11 protein-coding genes and 1 pseudogene are annotated in these 22,800 nt (G+C 60.5%); 6 read left to right on the top strand and 6 right to left on the bottom strand.

The genetic code is table 11. The features are described 5' to 3' along the window. The first annotated feature begins 8 nt into the window (after positions 1-8). Positions 9-2,525: a DUF559 domain-containing protein gene (locus IPK32_19140; GenBank protein MBK8094022.1), complete on the top strand. Its 2,517-nt coding sequence runs from the start codon at positions 9-11 to the stop codon at positions 2,523-2,525. Positions 2,526-2,683: 158 nt separating this feature from the next. After that, on the top strand, positions 2,684-4,042 hold the full coding sequence (locus IPK32_19135; protein MBK8094021.1) for an ATP-binding protein: 1,359 nt from the start codon (positions 2,684-2,686) through the stop codon (positions 4,040-4,042). 5 nt (positions 4,043-4,047) lie between these two features. Here the strand turns inward: IPK32_19135 and IPK32_19130 are convergent, their stop codons facing one another. The 6 genes and pseudogenes from IPK32_19130 to IPK32_19105 form a co-directional block, all read right to left on the bottom strand. Further along, positions 4,048-6,519 (bottom strand): DUF1592 domain-containing protein, encoded by a 2,472-nt coding sequence (locus IPK32_19130; GenBank protein ID MBK8094020.1) that lies wholly within the window; start codon positions 6,517-6,519, stop codon positions 4,048-4,050. Positions 6,520-6,541: 22 nt separating this feature from the next. Next, positions 6,542-8,740 (bottom strand): FAD-dependent oxidoreductase, encoded by a 2,199-nt coding sequence (locus tag IPK32_19125; GenBank protein ID MBK8094019.1) that lies wholly within the window; start codon positions 8,738-8,740, stop codon positions 6,542-6,544. Between the two features lie 9 nt (positions 8,741-8,749). Next, on the bottom strand, positions 8,750-13,708 hold the full coding sequence (locus IPK32_19120) for a hypothetical protein (protein MBK8094018.1): 4,959 nt from the start codon (positions 13,706-13,708) through the stop codon (positions 8,750-8,752). A gap of 91 nt (positions 13,709-13,799) precedes the next feature. Then, a pseudogene (locus tag IPK32_19115) lies at positions 13,800-15,291 on the bottom strand (sulfatase-like hydrolase/transferase). A 21-nt stretch (positions 15,292-15,312) separates the two neighbouring features. Then, positions 15,313-16,197, bottom strand: a complete 885-nt coding sequence (locus IPK32_19110) for a DUF4886 domain-containing protein (protein MBK8094017.1) — start codon at positions 16,195-16,197, stop codon at positions 15,313-15,315. Positions 16,198-16,229: 32 nt separating this feature from the next. Next, entirely contained in the window at positions 16,230-17,621 is a 1,392-nt protein-coding gene (locus IPK32_19105; GenBank protein MBK8094016.1) for a deoxyribodipyrimidine photo-lyase, read from the bottom strand. A 188-nt stretch (positions 17,622-17,809) separates the two neighbouring features. On the opposite strand from IPK32_19105, the gene IPK32_19100 reads away from it, so the two are divergent. From IPK32_19100 to IPK32_19085, 4 genes are all read left to right on the top strand, one after another. Then, complete coding sequence (locus tag IPK32_19100) at positions 17,810-18,994, top strand: hypothetical protein (protein MBK8094015.1); 1,185 nt, start codon at positions 17,810-17,812, stop codon at positions 18,992-18,994. Between the two features lie 67 nt (positions 18,995-19,061). Next, positions 19,062-20,243 carry a hypothetical protein gene (locus IPK32_19095; protein ID MBK8094014.1) on the top strand — a complete coding sequence of 394 codons (1,182 nt, stop codon included), beginning with the start codon at positions 19,062-19,064 and terminating at the stop codon, positions 20,241-20,243. Next, complete coding sequence (locus IPK32_19090) at positions 20,240-21,091, top strand: hypothetical protein (GenBank protein MBK8094013.1); 852 nt, start codon at positions 20,240-20,242, stop codon at positions 21,089-21,091. The genes IPK32_19095 and IPK32_19090 overlap by 4 nt, the downstream gene beginning before the upstream one ends. A 156-nt stretch (positions 21,092-21,247) precedes the next feature. Next, the gene (locus IPK32_19085; protein ID MBK8094012.1) at positions 21,248-22,789 is read left to right on the top strand and encodes a DUF1573 domain-containing protein; all 1,542 of its coding nucleotides are present in this window, start codon (positions 21,248-21,250) and stop codon (positions 22,787-22,789) included. The last annotated feature ends 11 nt before the right edge of the window (positions 22,790-22,800 follow it).

The following is a 22,800-nucleotide window of genomic DNA, read 5'->3' as shown; positions in this document are numbered from 1 at the left end:
TGTATCCGATGCTGCTGGATGAGCGGTGTTTTTTCTTGGCGGTGGATTTCGATGAAGGGGACTGGGCGGCGGATGCGCGGGCGTTTTTGGCGACTTGCGAGAGGCTGAAGGTGCCTGCGGTGCTGGAGAGGTCGCGCAGCGGGGAGGGCGGGCATGTGTGGGTGTTTTTCGCGGAGGCGATCCCGGCGGCGCTGGCGCGGAAGCTGGGGGCGCATGTGCTGACGGAGACGATGGAGCAGCGTCCGGAGGCGGGGATGAAGTCTTATGACCGCTTCTTTCCGAATCAGGACACGCTGCCGCGCGGAGGCTTTGGGAATTTAATCGCGCTGCCGATGCAGAAGGCGGTGCGGGAGAAGGGGAACAGTGTGTTTGTGAATGAGGCACTGGAGCCGTTTGAGGATCAGTGGGCGTTCATGGCGGGCATCCAGCACATGAGCCGGGCACAGGTGGAGGCGATCGTGCGTGAGACGGAGGGACGTGGCCGCATCGTGGGTGTGCGAATGGCTCTGGCGGAGGATGAGGACGCGGCGGAGCCGTGGAAGCTGATGCCATCGCGTCGCAAAGACTCGCCGATGGTGGGTGAGATGCCTGCGAGCCTCGAGCTGGTGCTGGCGGACTCGCTTTATGTGCCGAAGGCTGCGTTGCCGCCATCGCTGCGCAATGCGCTGATCCGCATCGCGTCGTTTCAGAATCCGGAGTTTTACAAGACGCAGGCGATGAGGCTGCCGGTGTGGAACAAGCCGCGCATCATCTGCTGTGCGGAAGATCATGCGGAGCATATCGCCCTGCCGCGTGGTTGTGTGGATGAGGTGCAGGAGCTGCTGAAGATGCTCAAAATCAAAGTGAAGCTGCGGGACGAGCGATTTGGCGGAAAACGGCTCGCGGTGGCCTTTGGCGGCACTTTGAGGCCGGATCAGCAAAAAGCGGGCGGGGCAATGCTGGCGCATGATTTCGGCATTTTGTCGGCGACGACGGCTTTTGGCAAAACGGTGCTCGCAGCGTGGTTACTGGCCCAGCGGGGCGTGAGCACGCTCATCCTCGTGCATCGGCAGCAGCTCATGGAGCAGTGGGTGGAGCGGCTGGGGCAATTTTTGAGCCTCAAGGCATCGGAGATCGGTCGCTGGGGCGGCGGGAAGAAAAAACTGACGGGTCTGATCGATGTGGCGCTGCTGCAAAGCCTGGTGCGCAAGGGCGTAGTGAGTGATGCGGTGGCGGATTACGGCCATGTGATCGTAGATGAGTGCCATCATCTCTCGGCGCAGAGTTTTGAGCTCGTGGCTCGTCGGGTGAAGGCGCGATACGTCACCGGTTTGTCGGCCACGGTGACGCGGAAGGACGGGCATCATCCGATCCTCTTCATGCAATGCGGGCCAGTGCGGCATCGCGTGGATGCGCGGCAGCAGGCGGCGGAGCGGCCCTTTACACACGAGGTGCTGGTGCGGCCCACGGGCTTCGTGCCCGGCGGCGAGGCGCAGGAGGACAAGCGCATGGAATTTCAGCGACTGTGCGATGCCGTGATGCGGTCGGAGGCCCGCACGGCGCAAATCATCGCCGAGGTGGTGCTCGCCGTGCGCGGCGGTCGCTCGCCCATCGTGCTGACGGAGCGCACGGAGCATCTGGAGGCGCTGGCAGCGGCGCTGCGGCCCCAGGTGGCCCACGTCGTCACGCTGCAAGGCGGCATGGGTCGCAAATCGCTCGCCGCAGCGCTGGATCAGCTCAAGGCGATCCCGCCAGATGAAAGCCGCGTCGTCGTGGCCACCGGTCGCTTCATTGGTGAGGGTTTTGACGATGCGCGGCTAGACACGCTTTTTCTGACGATGCCCGTCTCATGGCGCGGCACCATCGCCCAATACGCGGGCCGTTTGCACCGGCTGCATAGCGGCAAAACGGTGGTGCAGGTCTATGACTACGCTGATCTGGATGTGCCGATGCTCTCCCGCATGTTCGACAAGCGCTGCGCTGGCTACGAGGCGGTTGGTTATACGATTTTGCTACCCGCGAACGCCCTGCCCGGCTGGCCGCAGGAGGTGCCGCTGCCTGTCGATCCGCAGTGGAAGTCCGACTACGCCGCCAGCGTGCGCCGCCTGATCCGCGATGGCATCGACACGCCGCTGGCGCAGCTCTTTGTCCACGCCACGCGACCTCCCACCGCAGATGCCGCAGGTGCTGATCGTGCTCGCAGTGCCAGCGAGGCCTTCATTTTCCGTCGCTTCGAGACGCTGCCTGCCTTGGCGGGTCAATTCCGGCTGAATGCACGGCTGCCGATCCCTTTCGATGATCGCGGCGAGATGGAGGTCGATCTGCTTTGCGAGAAAGCAAAGTTCGTCATCGAGATCGATGGTGCGCAGCATCTGGGCGATGCCGTCGCTTATCGCCGGGATCGGCGGAAGGACCTGCTGCTGCAAACGCGGGGCTACCTCGTGCTGCGTTTCCTGGCGGATGACCTGGGAAAGGAGCTGGAGAGCGTGCTGGACACGGTGCTGCGGGCGATGGCGGGGAGGGTGAGTATTCAAGTCGTGACTTGACAAGTTACACTGAGATAATACCGTGAGGTAGACTGGTTCAGCCGCTGAGTTTTTCTTTAATATTCAAGTCGCAACTTGACAAGTGTAGGCATGACAAGTTTCATTATTGCCGTGCCACTTCCATCCATCGACGAACCATTCATGGGGCGCAGCAACGAGTGCGGTTCCTGGAGAAATCATGGGCGGATGCGGCGGGGGCGTTTCTTCCGGTTTACGGGCGGCGGAGGGTCGGGAAGAGCGAGCTGATCCGTCATTTCATCAGCCAGAAGCGCGGCATTTATTATGTGGGGAAGCAGGCTCCGGCGGATTTGCAGCTCCGCGAGTTCATGCGGGATGCGGCGGAGTGCCTGGACGAGCCGCTGCTGGCCGAGGTGCAGGTAGACGGCTGGGCGCGGGCCTTCAAGCTGATCGAAGAGCGATGGAAGGGGCCGGAGAAGCTCATCCTGGCGCTGGATGAGTTTCAGTGGATGTGCGAGGTCAGCCCTGAGTTGCCGTCGGTGATCCAGGAGGCATGGGATCGCCGGTGGAAGAAGGGTGGCATCATGCTGATCCTCTGCGGCTCGTATCTCGGCTTCATGGAGCGGGAGGTGCTGGGGAAAAAGAGTCCGCTTTTTGGCCGGCGCACCGGGCAGATCCTGCTGCGGCCCTTTGACCACAAGGAAGCTGCGTTGTTTCATCCCGGCTACTCACGGCTGGAACAGACGCGGACGTATTTCGTGTGTGGTGGGTTGCCGTTTTACCTGAAATGCTTCTCCCAGGGACGGTCGGTGGAGCAAAACATTGCTGACGCCTTTCTCACGGAGACGGGGCTGCTGCGGCGCGAGGCGGATTTTTTGCTGCGTGAGGAACTGCGCGAGCTGGTGAACTATCACAGCATCCTCATGGCGCTGGCGGAGGGTCAAAACACGAACAGCGGCATCTCCACCGCCAGCGGCATCGGTGACCGGGCGCTGCATTTCTACCTCACCACGCTCATCGACCTCGGTTATGTGCGCAAAAAGCATCCGCTCACCGGCGGTGCCGCGCAGGTGCGGCAGGGGCGCTATGTGCTGGATGATCCGCTGCTGCGTTTCTGGTTCCGCTTTGTCTTCCCGCAGACCAGCCTCATCGCCCGCCTCGGTCCATCGGCGGCGATGGAGCGGCTCATCAAGCCGGGCCTGGATGCCTACTTCGGCATTTGCTTTGAGGCTCTCTGCCGCGAGGCCCTGCCGATGATCTATGCCCGCGAAGGCGTCACCGCCGCCTTCGAGATCGGCGAGTATTGGGACAAGGAATCGCAAATCGATGTCGTCGGCCTGCGCAAAGACGGCTGGACCGACCTCGGCGAGTGCAAATGGACCGCCGCACGCTCTCCAGCCCCGCTGCGGGAGGAACTGGAGGCCCGCGTTCCCCATTACCCCAACTCACGCCGGGCGACGATCCACACACGCTACTTCACCCGCACCAAGATCACGCACAGCACTCCGCCGCCTGCGACGGAGCACTGGCATGATCTGGAGGATATTTACGCGGTGTAGTGATGCTACTTCCGCCCAAACGTCTCACTCAGCACCAGCTCAGTCACAAAAGTCTTCAAGCCACCACCTTGCTTCAGCGATTTGCCGACGATGTCATTCACCGCCTGACCATCCGCATAAGTGGGGGCGGCACCGGTGGCGTAGGTGAGGAGTTTTTCAGCTAGGCAGCGTTGCACATCGGCGGGTTTGGCGAGGAGGAGTTGTTTGAAGTCTTTGATGTCTTTGAAGGGGCGGCCGTCGGCGAGTTGGCCGGTGGGATCGACGGGGAGGGAGACTTTGTATTGCCAGACGCCGCGGTTTTCGACTTTGGCATTCGGGCGCTCGCCTTTCTCCTTGCTGCGGTAGCGATCACGCCAGCCGCCGATGACATCGAAGCTCTCCAAGGCGAAACCGGGCGGGTCGATCTTGGCGTGGCAGCCTGCGCAGTTTTCTGAGGTGCTGTGTTTGGCTAGGATCTCGCGAATGGTGCTCGCGCCGCGGGTGTCGGGCTCCACACCGGGAATGCCGGGCGGTGGAGGTGGCGGTGGCTGGCCAAGCAGACGCTTCATCACCCAGCCACCGCGCAGCACGGGCGAGCTGACTGTGCCGTTGGCGGTGACTTTGAGAATGCTGGCCTGGGTGAGCAGGCCACCGCGCACGCTGTCGGCGGGGAGCGACACGCGGACGAAGTCTTCGCCCTTCGCCATATCGGTGCCGAGGCCGTAGTGCTGCGCGATGCGGTGGTTGAGCATCAAAAAGTCACTGCGGATGAAATTCGTCACTGGCAGGTCTTGATGAAGCATTTCAGCGAAAAAGGCTTCCGTTTCGCCGACCATGGCCAGCTTCAGCATTTCATCGAATTCGGGGTAAAGCGTCGTGTCGGGCGAGGTGGCGTCGATGCTGCGTAGATCAAGCCATTGACCAGCGAAGTTCTTCACGAAGGCACTGCTGCGCTTGTCCGCGAGGAGGCGTTTCACCTGCGCTTTGAGCGTTTCGGGCTCGTGGAGCTTTTTGGCAGCGGCGAGGCGCATGAGTTCGTCATCCGGCAGCGTGCTCCAGAGGAAATAAGAGAGCCGTGAGGCCAGAGCGTAGTCGCTGAGACGTGGGCCAGGGAGTTCATCGAAGAGCAAAAACTGCGGCGAGGTTAGCACGCCGCGCAGACCGAGCTTCGATGCGTCGAGGAAGCTCGCACCGCCTGCGAGGGCATCGTGAGCCAGTTTGACGAAGCGATCTGATTCACCGGACTCCAGTGGGCGACGGAAGGCCTTTGCGGCGAAGGATTCGATGCAGGTCTTCAGCGATGCGGCGGGGTCAGCAGGCTGCAATTCATAGCCGATGGCCTTCTCTGCATCATGGCGGTTGTTGATCTTCTTTTCATCGAGCTTCACCACGGGCACATCGGGTAGCAGGCTCTTGAGTGAAGGCGGTGGCCAGTCCTGCATCTCCAGCGGCCCTTCGATCTCGATCCACTGCACGGCGAGGCCTCGGCCTTTGAATTCCTTGGTCGTATCGCTGTCGTTGAGGCGCTTGCCTTCGGCGTCGTAACCGACACTGAAGGGCATCACTAGCAGGTGCTCGCTACGATTGATGCGAGTCACGACCTCTGCCACACGCGGCTTGCCCTCTGGCATGTCCCAGTGGCCGAGCAGGCGCTTGCCGATGCTGTAATCATTCGCGTAGATGCGTGCGGTGACGGGTTCACCCGCACTTTGATAACCATAGGCGGAAAGGCGAATGCGGTAGGTGCCGCTGCGACGCATCTTGAACTTGCTGAGGCCCAGCATGTAGTCGGCATCGGTGAACATGACGAGCGCATCCGGCAGATCGCGGAAGGCGACACGCTTGCGCTCATACTTTTTTTTCGGGTCCGCAGGAGGGTCATCGGGCAGTGCGAGGTTTTCGATGATCCACTTTTCATCCTTGTAGGTGAAGCGTTCTTTTTTCTGCTCGATCGACATGCGTAGGTCCACAGCGGCATCGAGGGCGGCGTCGGCGGCTTCCAGGTATTTTTCGATCTGGAGCTGTGAGAAGCGCAGACCCTCCGCCACGGTATCAAAGCCATGCATCGGCGTATCCTCTGGCAACAGGCCCGCGAGCGGCGTGTCGATGTGCAGCAGGTCACGCACGGTGTTTTCATACTCGATGCGATTGAGCCGCCGCACCAGCGTGCGGCCTTGCGCGGTCTGCGCCGAGCTGCTCGTCTCACGCAACTGCCCATCGAGCGAGTCTAGGAACGCCTCCGCGAGCTTTGCATCAGGCCGCGCTTTCTTTTTCGGCGGCATCTCACCATCGGCGACGCTGTCGTGGACCTTGACCCACTTTTCAAAAAGCTGAGGGTCTTTGAGGTCAAAGGCGAGCGCCGTGAGATCGAGCCCGCCTTTCTTCACCTCTGCATCATGGCATTCTGTGCAGTGTTGATCGAAAAACGTGGTGATGGCCTTCGGCGCGGCGGCGAAGGCAGGAACGGAGAGGGCGAAAAAGAGAGCGGGGACTCGCATGAGAATAGCGATGATTTACAGACTACTCAGCAATCCACAACCACCGCATGGCATCAACGGCGATACGGCCATCGGTATTGGCATTGCGGAGTTCAGCGAAGCCAGCACTGCCTGCCTTGAACTCATACTCGCCGACGGGCACCCAGAGGAAGGGAGTCTTCTCGGAGCGTTGATCCACGGAGAGCTTGGCGGTGCCGCTGGCGTGTTTGATGAGCACAGGGGTGTTGGTGGCTTGGGTTTTGGAAGGGCGAAAGCCAAGGCAGACCTGGTAGCGACCACTGCGCTTCAGGGTGGGCTGAAAGTGCGCACGGGCAGCGGCGACCTTGCCCCGCACCACCATGTCGCGGTGCGTGCCGGGGCCGTGGAAGATGTCGGAATAGCGCAAGGGTAAGCCAGCGAGGTAGTCCGGCACGGTGCCGTTCCAGCGACCGGCGAGTTCGGCTTCAAAGGCATCCAGCGTGACATCGAGCGGCTCGGCGATGCCGACGGGCACCTCGGCGGTGAGTAGGCGTCGGCGTCCAGCGTCATCGGTGACGAGCAGGCTGACGTGATGCACCTTTTCCACCGTGTAGGCATGAACCACACGTTCGCCTGTGGCGCTGATGGTGCCGTTGCCGATGAAGTCCCACTGCATAGCCTTCAGCGGCTTCTGCGAGATGGCTTTGAAGATCACCTTCTCACCGGGACGCGGGCGCTGTGGGGTAAAGGTGAGCTTCACCTGCGGCTGATAGCCTGCATCGAGCACTGCGCCATCCTTGAGCAGCAGCTCGCGCAGCTTCTTTGTGTCCACTTTTTGCACCGGCAGTTTTTCATTCAGTGCGATGCCTGCGGCCACTCCGGCGGCCTGACCGAGCATCATATAGACGGGCTCCATGCGCAGTGAGCAGTAGGCGATGTGCGTGGCGCTGACGCACACGGGCACGAGCAGATTTTCCACCTCCGGCGGCACGAGGCAGCGATACGGTATGTCGTAATTATTCACTGCAGTGTGCCGCGTGTGTTCGGGGACAAGTTTGCCATTCTCACGGAGATACTGCACCACATGGCAATCAATGCCGTAGCTGCCGGTGGCGATGCCATCGGCCTTCCAGCGATCCTGCGTGAGATCATTCTCCCGCAAAACATAAGCACCGACCATGCGGCGGCCCTCGCGCACGTAGAGCTGAAAAGGCCAGTGGCCATTGTCAGTGAATTCATCTTTCGGCAGGCCCCAGGTGCGTGCTTCATCGCGAAAGGCCTGTGGCAGCTCGGGATCGTTCTGGAAGTAGTAGAGACGCGACAGGAAGCCATCACGAATCTTGGCCGCGATGCGTTCACGCGTGGCCCAATCACCATCGGCATAGCCTTGGCTATTGCCCGCGCTGTCGCCCCAGTTCGCGTCGTATTTGTAGCCGGGGTGCCATTTGTCGATTGTGGTGAAAAAATCACCGAAGCCCTTCGCTCGACCTTCTTTGATGCGCTTGCCATCGGTGGCGATGAAGGGCGTGGGATCATAGTGATCGGGCTTGGGGAAGAGCACGCGGTTGGCGGTGTTGGAGGTGACGCTGACGCGGTAGTTGTAGGGCGGCGTGCGGTGGTCGCCCATGCCGCGCTGCTCCAGCGGCCCCATGCTCACTCCGGCCAGCATTTCGCCATACTCGCTGCGACTCTCACGTCCGATGCGATACGGCACCTTGGCCCCAGCCATCAGATCGCCCTCGTAACTCGCGTCGATGAACAGATCGCCGGTGAAGGTCTTGGTCGTGCCTTTGACCAGATCATCAGTCACCAGCGCCGTGACACGGTTTCCTGCCTTGGAGCGGTCAGCGTCGATGTGAGTGGCCTGGTAGCGATGTTTTTTCCAAATCGTGATCTTCGGCTGCTCGGCGAGCATTTGCTCAAAGATGAGTTCGGCGACATGGGGCTCAAAGGTGGCTCCGCCGCGTGCGGCCTTGAGTTCCTTCGAGTCGGCACCGTATTTCTCCGTGTAGTAGCGCACGATGCGCTTGAAGAAATCATCTGCCAAACCGCCGACCGTGGGCCGATCCCCCATGTCCGTCGCGACGAGCCCACCGCTGACCATGCCGCCGACATGCGCATTCATTTCGACCAATGAAACCTCATGCCCCTGACGTGCAGCCGCGATGGCTGCCATGATGCCCGCCGGGGTGCCGCCGTAGATGACGACGTGGCCTGCGTGCAGTGAGGTCGTGAGGAAGAGGAAGGTGAGGAGGTGTTTCATAAGCGGGTGTTATCGCACTTGGAGCACGCCCCATAGGCTCGGCGAGAGCATGATCTCACCGGGGATGTCATCGACGAGGCCGGTGCTTTGATTGGACCAGTAGGAGCGCAGATTGGTGTCGGTGCCTGCGGCATCGCCAAAGGTGATGCCGAAGTCAGCGCGGAGCTTCTGGCCGGGATTCAGCGTCAAACCGAGATCACTGAGGGCGACACTCGCGGTGACGGTGTAGCCATTCGTATCGGTCTTGACCTTGATGATGGCCTCGGGGAGCTGGCGCACGTCATCCACCTTCGCCCCACGCCAGGGGCTGGTGAATTCGATGGGATTTTTACCGCCAGGTTTGCGATGCTCATACAGCACAGCGAGTGGCTTGCCTTCATGCGAGGCGATGAGGAGACGCTTGTCACCGATCACCGGTTCGCGGCGCTTCGGATCGGCTTGAGCGTCGCAGGCGAACTGGAAGTCCACCGTATCCCCAGTGGCGAAGAGCTTGGTCCAGTCACGACCCTGATTGATCCATGGGGAGGCATCCTGCACGCGCCAGGTGAGGTGCAGATGGGTGGCATCGGTAGCGAGGTCGAGCTGGGCTTTGAATTTGCCGCTCTTGTCCCAGGCGATGCTGCCGGGGAGGGTCGCTTCCTTGGATTGTTGCTTGGCAGCGACGTGGCGGATGCTCTGGCGTTCGGCAGTGGCGATTTGTGCCTTCGTCACGGTGAGTTGGCCTTTGATGCGCTTCACTTGATCGAGGCCCATGACCTCATAGATGCGGTAGGGACCGTGGCCGATTTGGACGTAGTATTTGCCGCTCTGTGCATCACGACCGAAGCTGCCACCGAAGATCTCACCGCCGAGCCGGTATTCGTTTTTCAGATAGCTCACACGCACATCGACAAAGGCCTCATCGAGATAGATGCCATCGCTACTGAGCAGGAAGCAGCGCCCGTGATTGCCATTCACAAAACAGACATCCGCGCTGTCATCGAGCGGCGCGATGCCGAGGAAGGCCATCACTCCCTGCATGACACCGGGCTCGGGCAGCGGCGCATCATGACTGCCATGCACATCGCTCCACTGATTCGCGATGCTCCACAGGTGGCGTCCATCGCTGGCATACGCATTCATCTCGGGATCGGAGTTGAAGAGGAAGCGGCCAAAGCGGTCTCGCACCGTGGCCACACCGCTGCGCTTGTTCCCCGGCGTGAGGCTCACTGGCACGGCCTGCGCGATGGCGCCATCGAGCGTGGGATAATCTGGCACGCCGTTGGCAAGGAAGCCCAGGGGCTTGATTGCGGCGACTTTGACCTGTATTTTGTCCGATACGGGCATGTAAAATGTGAGCGAACTCTGCATGTGCCCCCACGGGCCGCCTGCGTAGTCGATCTGATCGCCGCAGAAGTCGAACTCGGCCTGCTGCGCTTCGCCATCGCCATTGCGGTCCACCCAGAGCACGCCCATGCCGCGCTGTGACCAGGGCTTGCCCTCGCCTTTTTTGCCTGGTTTCTCGCCGGAGCGTTTTTCTGGCCACTTCGCATAAAAGGCGTCGATGTAGGCCTGGGGTGGCTGCCAGTTGAAGGCGTAGCCAAAGTGATGCGTGCCCGCAGTGGCCGCGATGTCGCGCAGGGTGCCATCCGGCAGCACTTCGCTGATGAGGGCCAGCTTGCCACGCGCGGCGACAAAGGTGCGACCTGCTTCACGGAAGAAGGAGTAGCTATGCGGCTCGAAGTGCCCCAGGTGGCCCTCATCGACACTCAGGACATGCGTGGGCCGAGCGGTCTTCTTTTCCAGATCGACATCCCAGAAGCAGCCGAGGCCGATCCAGCGGCGCGGGTTCTCAGGATCAAAACCACTGCCATCACCGCCGTAGTGAGGCATACCGAACTTCTCCACCACGACCTCGTTCTTCGTGGTGTCCCAGGCGAGGACGCGCTTCGGGTTCCAACGCCTCTCCGTGACCCATAGCTTGCCATCAGGGCCGACGGCGAGCCCCGCTGGATTCACCATGCGCTGCGGATCGTAGGGGCCGCGATATGGCCCGCCGGGCTTGCCTGTGATGGCATATTCGATGCCTGTGGATGAAAAGCGGCGCACCTGATGTGTGCTCGCATCGCTGATGAGGATGTCGCCATTCGGTGCGATGGTGAGACCGCTGATGCGGGTGTTTTCGACGATCAGTTTTTGATCCTGCACTCGCAGCACTCCGCGATCCGTCGCGGCGAATAGTTCTTTGCCCGCTGCGAGGTGGTTCACGTTCTCCAGCGCGATCTTATCGAGTTGCTCGCCAGTCTTCGCATCGATCACGAGCACGGCTTTCTTATCGCGGCAGCTCACGTAGAGCTTCCCATCGAGCACGGCTAGCCCACCGAGATTGAATTGCTTCAGATCAGACTGCCCGTTCACCTCCATCGTATCCACCGGCAGGCCGCGCACCTTGCCGGGCCACTCGACGAGCTTGCCACTGGCAATGTCGAAACGGCAGATGGTCACCGTCCACGTCGCCTTCCAATCAGGCTTCGCAAAATCGGGCCTACCACCCCAGGCAAAGCCATCCTGTGCGACATACAGGTGTTCCTCATCCGCTGCGATGGCATCGTGCTGGATGCCGTAGCCCTGCTGGTGCTCATAGCCCTGCACGAGCTTGCCTGCGCCATTCAGCGCCACCAGTGCCCAGCCACCTTCTGTGACAGGTGCCGCGAAGAACACGAGCTTCGAGTTGGCCGCTGCCGCGTGCAGGGTGCTGTGATTTGGTCCCCATGACTCGGTGGTCGCTTCATCGCCATTGGCAAAGTTCATCACATAGCGCGGACGGATGCCTTCATGCGTGATGCCGCGCCAGGTGTAGCTCCCCGGTGCCGCGAGCTTGCCGGTCTCATCCAGCCCATCCCAGAGGAGTGAATGTTTGCCTGCGGTGAAGGCACGGCCTGAGACGAGATTCCGCACACGCTCGCCCTTGTCGTTTTCGATCACGATGCTCGCCTTGCCCTCACGGGGTTGAGTGAACTCGATGCGTATCTCTTGCTCTCTCGCGGTGATGGCTTCGCGATAGGATTCGAGATCAAACTCGGCCCAAGTCGCTGGATCATCATTGAAAGGCGCATGAATCGGCTGGTGATCTGTGAAGCCAAAACGCTCGCGCTGGCCCTCATGCACCACTGCGATGGCGATGCGAATTTTTGATCCATCTCCCTTCGGTAGCGTGACGCTCGCTTTCGCCGCGCGGATCACTTGGGAGCCATTCGAGACACCGAGCTGCACCTGCTTCGCTGGAGTCGTGATTTCGACCATTTGGGCTGTCAGATTGACTTCGAGGGGGATACCACCTGCACGGCCAGTGATGAGGATCGGAGCCACAGGCGATGCGGTTAGCTCTAGCTTCACCAGTCGCTGCTTCCCCACCTCATGCACGATCACACGATCACCTGCGATGGCGATGTGCGCAGGCGATTCGAGGCCGGTGTAGCTCAAAGGTTTGTCCTTGAGCGAGTCATAGACATGCACCGCACCGTGAGCGGGATCACTGACGGCGAGACGCTGGCCATCGCTATGAATGAAGACCGCGCCGCCGTGGGCGGTGAGTCGGTTTACTTCCTTCCATCCGCGCTCATAGACGACGATGGCATCCGTGTCTGCGGCGAGCAGTTTGTCCTCGAAAAACGCGAGACTGGTGCAGTGCTTCAGATCTGGCAGTGCGGTGGGGACGGGCTTGGAGGCGAGTTGGCCCTCGGGCGTGATGGGCAGCTCGAAGGCCGTGCCATTCGGCGTGGTCACGATCATGCGCTTGTCGAAAGCGGCGGCTCCGCTTACCTCTTCAGGAGCGGTGAAATCCTTGATGCCTGGCGTTTCGAGGTGCGAGAGGCCATCCGCATCGATCACAGGTCCATGCGCGAGCTGGAGGTAGTTGTAGTGCTTTTTAAAGATGCACAGCGTCTTGCCACCGAGCATCACGGGCTGCGCACAGAGCGCGGCCTCCAGATCGCCCTGCGTGTGCGGCGTGTGTGGCGCGTCCTGCCAGCGCCAGCTTCCACGAGTGGTCCAGATGTTTCCCTCGGCATCCAGCGCCAGTCCTTTTAATCCGATGAAACCACCCAGGCGGCGCACGACATCGAAGCGATTCTCCGCGTCGTTCCATTGCAGGAACTGCACCACTCCGCCCATGCCCGAGATGGCATAGAGCCCGTCTCGCACACGCACCAGGCCACGACCCGACACGATGTCGTTGCTCATGGGCATGTAGCCGATGAAGGAGCCCGAGGCTCCACCGAGAACCACGCCCGGATCAGGCTCAAAGGCCTCATTGAAACGATTGATCGTGCCGTGCCATGAGTGTGAATACCAATAGCGACCGATCTTCTGGGGGCGCTCGCCCTGGAAGCCTTTCGGGAAGCCCTCTTTGAGCGTGCTGTCTTGCCAGGCGAAGACTTTGCTCTCGCCAAAACCACAGACGGAGCCATCAGCATCGACATGCAGCGCGGTGATGCGAACGCCTGGCTGCATCATCGCGGTGCGCTCGCCAGTGAGCGGATCGAGTGCCGCCAGCGAATCCTTTTCCATGACGAGCACACGATCCTTGAGCGCATTCGATGCCAGCACATCAGCATCGCCTTTGAGTCGCGTGAGTGCCGTGCCGGGCGCGGCGCGGAGGGGGAGCGTGTAGAGTGCTTTTTTCAGCTTGAGCACCAGCACATCACCCACACGAGTCATCTGATCACTACCGCGCTCATCGCCCTCTGGGATGTCAAAACTAGCGAGCAACCGGCCATCCAGCGCATAACGATTCAGTCGCGTGGAGCCACCGCGCTCCCAGAGTGTGCCCTCATCATCGAGAACGGGACCGATGCCGGAGAACAACTTGCCTGCAAAGACTGCCTGGGAGTCATCCGAGTTGCCCAGTGTGCCTGCGAAACGAAGCTCGGCAGCAGAGAGCGGGAAAACGATGGCCAGTAACGAAAGAAGGCAGAGTGAGCGTCGCATCTGCCATCCATGACGCTCCTCGATCAATCTGCAAAGCATTCGGCTCAAATTGTAATCAGGGGCGCTGAAGCGTGTCAGCGATCAGAGACACTCACTTCGCGTAATCCGCACCGCTGAGGCTTTTCAGCACCGACTGTTGCCATTCGCGGAGCTGGATTTGCAGTTTGACGGCGGTTTCGGGGTGTTGGGTGATGAGGTTGGTTTTCTCGGCGGGATCGGCGTCGAGATTGAAGAGTTCGTGGCGGGGCAGGCCTTGTTTTTGCTCGTGGATCACGAGTTTGAACTGGCCGTCAATGATGGCGCGTGGGCCGAGGTAGTCGGCGTCGATGATGGGCTGTGGGTGTTTGAAATTGGTGAAGTCCCGCGTGGCTTTGCCTCCCATCTTTTTGGCGAGAGGCGTGGTGCCTTGTTGCAGCTCTGGGTCGATGTAGGGCTCCTTTTTCATGTCATTGAGCCTCTTGGTGTCGTAGGCCCAGAAGTGCAGCGCTTGCGAACGCGTCTCCATTTTACCATCGAGCAGCGGCGTGAGGTCGATGCCATCCAGCGGGCGCTGTGGGAGTGGCTGGCCGGTGAGTGCGGCGAGGGTGGGCAGCAGATCGCTGGTGACAGCGCGGACGCGGGTGCTGCGTGGGGATTTGATCCGCGCAGGCCACTCGATGAGGCCGGGGACGAGTGTGCCGCCGTCATAGACGACGCCTTTGGCTCCACGGTGCGGTGTGGCGACGGAGGACTCGGGCGAGGTGCCGTTGTCGCCGCAGTAAAAGAGCAGCGTGTCATCCCGCAGGCCGGTTTGCTTCAAATGCGTGCGCAGGGTGCCGATGGCGCGGTCCATGGCGGTGATCTCGGCGTAGCGCTCGCGCAGCACTTCGCCCTGCGGGCGCTGCGTTTGACCACCGGTCTCGTTGGAGGTGAGTTTGACCTTCTTTGTGTATTTGGCGGGCAAATCATCATAGAGCGCCAAATCCTGCGGCAGGCCGCTGTAGGGCTCATGCGGCGAGCCGAACCAGATGATCGTGAAGAAGGGCTTTTTGTCTTTTTGCGCCGCGTCGATGAACTGGATGGCCTCGCGCACGAGGATGTCGGAGCTTTCGCCTTCAAAGACCTGCGGTGGGCCGCCGTTGCGTGAGAGGGAGGGGTTTAACCTCGAAGAAATTATCATGCGAGAGCCAGGTGTGAAAGCCCATCGCGCCAGGATTAACTGGCGAGCCGGCTTTGACCGCACCGACATGCCATTTGCCGAAATGGGCACACTGGTAGCCCGCTTTGCTCATCAGATGAGCGACGCTGATTTCCTCCGGGCGAAGCGACCAGCCCGGCGCAAAGGTTCCCATGCGGTTCGGGTGCCTGCCGGTGAGAAAGCTGGCCCGAGTGGGCGAGCAGCTCGGGTGCGCGGCGTGAAAGGCGTCCATGCGCAGGCCGGTGGCGGCGATGTCATCGAGCACCGGTGTCTTTACATGCGGATGGCCGTGGTATCCGGTCTCCTCCCAGCCGTGATCATCACCCATCATGAGGATGACATTCGGCGCGGCATGGAGCGATGAACTAGCGAACGCGAGGGTGAGAAGGAGAGCGAGGCGTTTCATGAGACTGAGAGGGCGGAGGTGTCATTGCTGGGGACTGCTGACGGCTCGGTGGGCGGCTTGCTGGAGAAATTTTGCATAAGCGGCGTCGAGTCCTTTTGGCAGAAAGCTGTTCCCGATGGCGCTTTTGCCAAAGAAGACCTCATACCACACGCAGGCTCCGAGATACTCGCCTGCGACATTGGCGTGGTGTCCGTCCATGCCGAGTTTGTTGTTTTTCCAGCTCCAGCCGACATGCAGTGAGTGTGATTGATCGGGCAGCACGCCGGGTTTGGCTTTTTTCGAGTCAAAGGGAGCGGCACGATAGCCCCACTGCGCATCTGTATCAGCGAGATGAAAGGCATCGCCCACAGGGATGAGGCCCGCGCCGAGCTCTTGGGCGATGGTGGCGTAGGCACTTTTCAGCCCGCGATACATAGCATCCTGCGTGGTGGGGTTTCCCTTGATGGGTTGATTGGTGGTGAACCACGGATCATCCACGCGATAGGCCCAGGTCTGATGCAGCATGAGTTTGGCCTTGGGGGCGTGCTGGCGAATGTAGTCGGCGAGTTGCTTGGCGCTGGGGCGGTAGTTCGCGATGTCGTGGCTCTGACGGCTGGCCTGCTGGATGGTGACGTAGTCCCAGGCATCACTTTGCAGCCACTCTTTGAGCCCACGGCCCATGGTGTAGAGCCCGGCTTTGGCCTTGGGGTCCTTTTGATGCTCCAGCACCTTTTTCCAATGCACGGCAAAGCTAGAGCCACCGATGTTTGCCGTGCCGAGGATCAAGGTGTCGCCATTTGCCTTGGCGATGTCGGCGAGATAGTGCGTGGCATTTTGTGAGAAGCTATTGCCCACGGTGAAGAGTCGCACCGTCTCAGCATAGGCGGCGGTGGTGAGCGTGAGGAGAAGGAGGATGGCGTATTTCATCATGGAGTGGCTGTACAACTCCGCAAAAGCCATCACCTTCTCTGCTCTTTATGCTTCGCAAAAATCGCGAGACAGCGGTCGCGCTCAGTGTGGTGATCGACCATGGGCAGCGGGTAGCCAGGGGCGAGAGGCAGACCAGGCTTCGGCGGCTCATGGAGCAGCGCAGCAGGCACCGAGCGGAGCTGGGGGAGCCATTTTTTGATGTACTCGCCCTGCGGATCAAAGCGGGCGCTTTGCAGCCATGGATTCTGGATGCGGAAATACGGTGCGGCATCGGCGCCCGTGCCCGCAGACCACTGCCAGCCGCCATTGTTGCTGGCGTTTTCACCATCGACGAGCTGCTGCATGAAAAATGCCTCTCCCATGCGCCAATCGCAGTGCAGATCCTTGGTGAGAAACATCGCGGTGATCATGCGCAGGCGATTGTGCATGAGCCCGGTGCTCAGGAGCTGGCGCATGCCCGCATCGACAATGGGAAAGCCCGTGGTGCCAGTGGCCCAGAGCTGAAAAGCCCCCTCCGTGCCCGGCCACAGCAGTCCGCGCCAGTCGGGGGAGAATTCCTGCTCGAAGACCTCTGGATAATGCCACAAAATGGCGAAGTAGAACTCACGCCAGGCGAGTTCCTTGATGTAGGTGCTGCCAGTCTCCACAGCGGCGCAGCGTGCATACAGCTCGCGGATGCCGATCAGGCCGTGGCGTAGATCCTGGCTGAGCAGCGAGGTGGTCTGGCCAGCGGGAGTGTTGCGCAGGGCGGTGTAGTTTTTCAGCAGACCACTGTCGATGAAGCGCCGTAGGCGATCCCGCGCCGCACGCTCGCCCGCAGGCAAAATCTGCGCCGTCGGCGCTGCGAGCTGCCAATGCGCCAGCGTCGGCACAGGCAGGCTGGAGATGCCCTCTGCGGCGGGTGGCCCGAGGTGGCTCACACGCGGCCACGGGGCAGTTTTGGGCAGGCCTAGCCAGTTTTTCGAGTAAGGCGTATAGACTCGGTAGGGCTGCCCAGAGCCGGTGAGCACGCTCTCCGGCGCATGCAGCACACTGTCGTCAAAAACTCGGCACTCGATGCCGAGGCGTGAGCACATGGCGGCGACTTTTTTCTCCATCTGGCGACCAAAGGGATCGTAGTCGCGGTTGAGGTAGATGGCACGGGCCTGCGTCTCCCGCACGAGCCTCTCCAGCTCGGCATCCGCAGCACCACTGCGCAGGATCAGTCTGCTGCCGAGAGCTTCGAGATTCCTCGCTAGCGACTCCAGGCTACCGCAGAGGAAGGACTGGCGGTTTGGCCCCGTCCAGCCGTGGTCTTTTTTCCAATCACTCAGGACATAGACGGGCAGCACCTGCGACGCAGCCTGGGAGGCGTGGTGGAGGGCGGTATTGTCCGTCAAGCGCAGATCGCGGCGGAACCAATGCAGAACAGGGGGAGTCATGGATGGGGGGGATTCATGAATCAGGATTGGCGAATCAGGAATCAAAATGATGGACGATCCTGCCTTTGCGGGAGGCTAATCTTGTTTTTCTCCGCCCATCTGCTGCCATGGGGAGATATCGAAAGCGGAATGCTGAACAAAGGTGGTCACGATCACCGTTTTTTTGGCACCCCAAAAAACTCTACTGCATGCCCCAATCACCCGATTCTGACGCCCCGAAGTCTTTTGTCATCCCCTGGCTCATCACGATGCTGCTGCTCATTAGCTTTGTGCTGGGGCTCGTGTGTTTCCCGCCGATGTATGAAACGCCGAAGTTCGAGACCGCCGAGTGGGTGCTTTTCATCGGGCGGTTTCATCCCATCATGCTGCATCTGCCCATCGGGGCGCTGATTTTCCTGGCCTTTCTAGAGCTCATCTGCATGACCCGCCGGGGTGAGGCCAAACACGGCGACACCGCGCTGCTGGCACTCATCGTCGGATCAGCCGGTGCAGTGATCGCGGTGCTCGCAGGCATCATGCTCTCACGCGAGGGCGGCTATGTGGGCGGAAATTTCTCCCTCCATCAGACCATGGGCATCCTGGGCACCGCCGGAGTGCTACTGGCCCTGGTGGTCCGCCTCATGGCCATGAGCCAACACAATGGCGAACTCCTCCATGCCTACCGTGCCCTATTTTTCCTCAGTTTCGGCATCATGAGCCTCGGAGCCCACTTCGGCGGCAATATCAGCCACGGAAGCAAATTCCTCACTGAGTTCGCCCCAGAGCCTCTGAAGAGCCAGATGATCTCCATGGAGAAATGGATGCTCAGCTTCGTCGAAAAGCCCAAACCCGAAAAAATCGAGGACAAGCCTTCTGAGGCCCCCACTCCGACTCCAGCCCCCGCTCCGACTCCTACTCCGTCTCCGTCTCCGACTCCCGCTCCTACTCCGACTCCCGCTCCGACTCCCGCTCCGACTCCCGCTCCGACTCCCACCCCAGCGCCCCCAGCATCCGCCGAAAAACTGGTCTTCCAGCACGTCATCCAGCCGATTTTTGCCGCCAAGTGCAACAAATGCCACGGCGAGGAAAAACAGAAAGGCGACCTCCGGCTCGACACCTTTGAATTCACCATGGCTGGTGGTGAAAATAGCGCCGAAAACAAATCCAACATCATCCCCGGCAAACCCGATGACAGCCTGACCATCCAGTCCGTCGTCTCTGCCGAGGATGCCGACGGCCACATGCCGCCAGAGGGCAAAGAACAGCTCACTGCTGACGAAATCGCCATTCTAAAATGGTGGGTCGCTCAAGGAGCCAGCAACTCCCAAAAACTCGATCTCAGCACCGTTCCCGCAGAGCTCAAAGCCGCCATCGAAGCCATCGTGAAAGGTTGATCGACAAATCGCTTACTTCTTTGCTCTGAAAACTACCGTCCCCTGCCCTACGCTCCACGCTTTCCCCATGAAACCCACCGCACTCATCCTCCCCCTGGCGCTCGCCCTCTCTGCGCATGCCGCCGATGACAAAAAAGCCGCCGATCCCGCCATCGAGGCCGCGATGCAGAAAGTAAACACCACGGGTGCCTCGCTCATGCCCACCGCAGCCGATGGCAAGACCTACCGCTTTACCGCACTGAATGTCGCCAAAGAGTTCGCCGACAGCGGCCTCGATGCCCTCGCCCCCATCGCCGACAAGCTCGCCTCACTCGACCTGTCCAAGTCCAAAGTCACCGACGGCGGCCTCAGCAAAGTCGCTGCGATGAAGAATCTCCAAGAGCTGCACCTCGAAAATACCGCCATCAGCGATGCAGGGCTCGATCACCTCAAAGGACTCGCCTCCCTCGAATACCTCAATCTCTACAACACCAAAGTCACCGATGCAGGCATCGCCAAACTAGCCCCCCTGAGCAAGCTCAAAGCACTCTACCTCTGGCAAAGCGGCGTCACCAAGGCCGGAGTCGCTGCTCTAAAGGCAAAACTGCCCAACACACACATCAACAATGGCTGGACCGCCGAAGATGATGCCAAGCCCGCCGCCATCGTCGCCGCCGCAGCCGCACCTGCCGCTGTCGCCAAACCAGCCACGGCACCCACAGCCACCGCCGCCGCCAAACCCGCAGCCCCAGCTACCACCGCAGCCGCTCCAGCCGCCAAACTCGATCCCGCCATTGCCGCCAAAGCCATCGTTTACCGCGATGTCATCGCCCCCATCATGCAGGCGAAGTGCGTAGGCTGCCACGGTGAGGAAAAGAAGAAGGGCAAGCTGCAGCTCCACACCTTTGCCGCCATCCTCAAAGGCGGTGGTGACGGCCCAAACACCGTGATCGCAAAAAACACCAAGGACAGCCTCATGCTCACACGCGCCGCACTCCCCACCGACGATGATGAGCACATGCCCCCAGCGATGAGCCACAGCTCACCAAAGATGAAGTCGCCATCCTCAGGTGGTGGATCGAGACCGGTGCCTCCGAATCCGCCACTGTCGCTGCCACCAAGCCCACCGCAGAAGTCGAAGGCGCACTCGCTGCCGCGCTCGCCAAAGGCCTCCCCAAAGTCGCCGCCCCAGCCAAATCCGAAAAACCCAAAGCCCAGCCCCTCTCCGAAGCTGAGAAAAAGCAAATTGCCGAAATCAGCGCCAAAATGACCGCCCTTAACGCCTCCTTGATGCCACTGGCTCAAGACACCGAGCAGCTCCGACTTGGCGTCATCAATGCAGCCGACAAATTTGGTGATAAAGAACTCGCCCTCCTCGCCCCCATCGCCCAGCACCTCGCCTGGGTAGATCTCTCCCGCAGCCAGATCACCGATGCCGCTGCCGACACCCTCGCCAAAATGGTCAATCTGGAGCGACTCCACCTCGAAAACACCAAATTCAGCGACGCAGGCCTCGCCAAGCTCGCTGCGCTGCCGAACCTCGAATACCTCAACCTCTACGGTGATAAAGTCACCGATGGCGGCATCGCCAAACTAGCCACCGCCAAAGCCCTGAAAAAACTCTTCCTCTGGCAGACCGGAGTCACCCAAAACGGTGCCAAAGCCCTCGAAGCCAAGGTCAGTGGTCTGAAAGCCAACATCGGCCTCAGTGAAGCTGAAATCGCCAAACTCACCGCACCGCCCCCTGCCCCGCCAGCCCCACCACCAGCACCTGCCAAGGCCGATGCGAAAAAAGCAGCTCCAGCGACCAAAGCAGCCCCCGCAGGCAGCGATGTGATCAAAACGGCAATGAAGCAGTACCACAAACCCGAGGATGCCCTGTGCAAAAAAGTCGCCGGAGGCACTGCGAGTGACGCCGAACTGGCCACCATGCTCAAACTCTACCAGGACATCTGCGCCGCTACGCCACCCAAAGGTGACAAAGCCGCTTGGGTAAAAAAATGCCAAGCCCTCGTCGGAGCCGTGAAGAAGATCCAAGCCAAAGATCCCTCTGGCATCCCCGCTTACAAAACCGCCGTGAATTGCAAAGCCTGCCACAGCGAGCACAAGGGCTCCTAAGCCCCCAATGCACCGCAGTCGTCATGCGTGGTGAGCAAAGAACATCTGCCATGGTCTTTGCTCATGAGTTACTGCACGCGTAGCGCTTCCACCTCTCATTTTGATCCAGCGTGAGATCGAGCTTACTGTGATGGGGAAGCATCCCCTGCACAAAAAATGATCGTCCGCTTAAGCCAACTCTTCTTGCTGCTCGCCAGCGCAGTTTCTTGCTGGCTGGCATGGGTTAGCTTGTCGGATAGCGGGGTGGCTGGATGCGGAGGAGCAGCAGGCACTGGTTGTGATCCCGTGTTGAGCAGTCATTGGGCGCGGATCGGCCCCCTACCAGTAAGTCTGCTGGGTGCGGCATGCTATGCGCTGACACTGGTGGCTAGTTTTTGTAAAACACCCCGACTCATGCGGCTGGGGGCCGCCATCATCCTACTCGCCGCAGTTTGGTTCATGGGGCTTCAGATCTTCCACCTTCAGCACCTATGCTGGTGGTGTAGTGCCTGTCATACGCTGGCTGGAATAGCCGCCTTGGGGCTGTTGGCTGGCGCATGTAGTTGGCGGCTGGAGGCAGTCGCAGCTTTGCTCGCGGTGGGTGGACTTGCTGCGTGGCAGGCTTTCCACAGAAGCTCGGATGGAGGTCGTGGCTCCCAATCATCCAGCCAAACAGGAACGCTGCCGCATTCCACAGCGGGTAAATGGATTGTCATTCAATCTGCTGAACAAATCCGCCTCTTGGAGAGCCCTCTCACGATTTCATCCCATCAGTTGCCAGAGTTGGGCCGAGCACGCTGGTTTCCGACGGACATCCTCGTGCAGCAGCCAGAACTCACAGCCGTGGCGACTCAGCCCGTGCTGGTGCTCGGTGATTGGGGCTGCGAGCACTGTCGCGTGCTGCACCAGCGACTTAGCAGCACCTTTGCGCAAGAGAGCGCTGCTCCTGCGAATGTCTCACTTCTATTCATCCCTGTTTCACTGACGGCGGATGCCCGCGAGATGCATCGACTGATGCTCACGGCTTGGTTTGCGGATCGCGCGGCTTACAGCCAGCTCGGGGATCAGATTTCTCGTGAGGAAGTGGTGGCCACGCCAGCAGCCATCTCCACCGCACTCCATAACCACTTTACGCAGGCTCGATGGGCGCAGATCGAGCCCGTGTATGCCACTGCGGTGGAAAACCTCCTCAAGCTCGGAGATGCCATCTACGCAGCCGCAGCAAAGCGTGCACCTATCGTCAGTCTGCCGATGCTGATCACGCCTCATGAGCTCACGGTCGGAGAAGTCACCGTCGAGGAGTTGCGAGCCCTCCTCCAGCGCACTCAAACTGGCCAAAAGGCTGACATCCAAGCCGTCCAACAAGAGCGCCACCCAGGAAAAGGCCGCATCGAATTTGAGCAGACCCGCGTGGAGTCGCCACCAGTCGCCGCAGGGGCTCCGGCCCGCATCACCTGGCATTTTCGCAACACCGGCACAGAGCCACTTTCCCTGCTCGCTGTGCAAACGGGCTGTGGCTGTGCTGTGGCAGAGGATTGGCAAAAAACCGTCGCCCCAGGTTCCTCCGGCTCATTCTCTGTGATCTATGATGCCAAAGGGCGTCAAATCGGCCCCAACCAATACACCGTGCTCCTCATCACCAATGCGGCCAATGGACGCCCACAGGATCAAGGCACCGAGCTACAGGCTATCGTCACCGCATTGCCTCCAGATAAGTGAGTGATCTCGGG

The organism is Verrucomicrobiaceae bacterium (assembly GCA_016713035.1).
In the GTDB taxonomy this organism is placed as follows: Bacteria; Verrucomicrobiota; Verrucomicrobiia; order Verrucomicrobiales; family Verrucomicrobiaceae; genus Prosthecobacter.
Note: the sequence above shows the minus strand (reverse complement) of the source record. Positions and strands in the feature narration are given on the sequence as shown.

What these genes read in the sequence shown, in the direction of transcription:
- IPK32_19110 (MBK8094017.1), bottom strand. Translation starts at nt 16,197, where the DNA reads ATGAAATACGCCATCCTCCTTCTCCTCACGCTCACCACCGCCGCCTAT.
- IPK32_19130 (MBK8094020.1), bottom strand. Translation starts at nt 6,519, where the DNA reads ATGCGAGTCCCCGCTCTCTTTTTCGCCCTCTCCGTTCCTGCCTTCGCC.
- IPK32_19085 (MBK8094012.1), top strand. Translation starts at nt 21,248, where the DNA reads ATGATCGTCCGCTTAAGCCAACTCTTCTTGCTGCTCGCCAGCGCAGTT.
- IPK32_19105 (MBK8094016.1), bottom strand. Translation starts at nt 17,621, where the DNA reads ATGACTCCCCCTGTTCTGCATTGGTTCCGCCGCGATCTGCGCTTGACG.
- IPK32_19120 (MBK8094018.1), bottom strand. Translation starts at nt 13,708, where the DNA reads ATGCGACGCTCACTCTGCCTTCTTTCGTTACTGGCCATCGTTTTCCCG.
- IPK32_19100 (MBK8094015.1), top strand. Translation starts at nt 17,810, where the DNA reads ATGCCCCAATCACCCGATTCTGACGCCCCGAAGTCTTTTGTCATCCCC.
- IPK32_19095 (MBK8094014.1), top strand. Translation starts at nt 19,062, where the DNA reads ATGAAACCCACCGCACTCATCCTCCCCCTGGCGCTCGCCCTCTCTGCG.
- IPK32_19125 (MBK8094019.1), bottom strand. Translation starts at nt 8,740, where the DNA reads ATGAAACACCTCCTCACCTTCCTCTTCCTCACGACCTCACTGCACGCA.
- IPK32_19090 (MBK8094013.1), top strand. Translation starts at nt 20,240, where the DNA reads ATGACCGCCCTTAACGCCTCCTTGATGCCACTGGCTCAAGACACCGAG.
- IPK32_19140 (MBK8094022.1), top strand. Translation starts at nt 9, where the DNA reads ATGCTGCTGGATGAGCGGTGTTTTTTCTTGGCGGTGGATTTCGATGAA.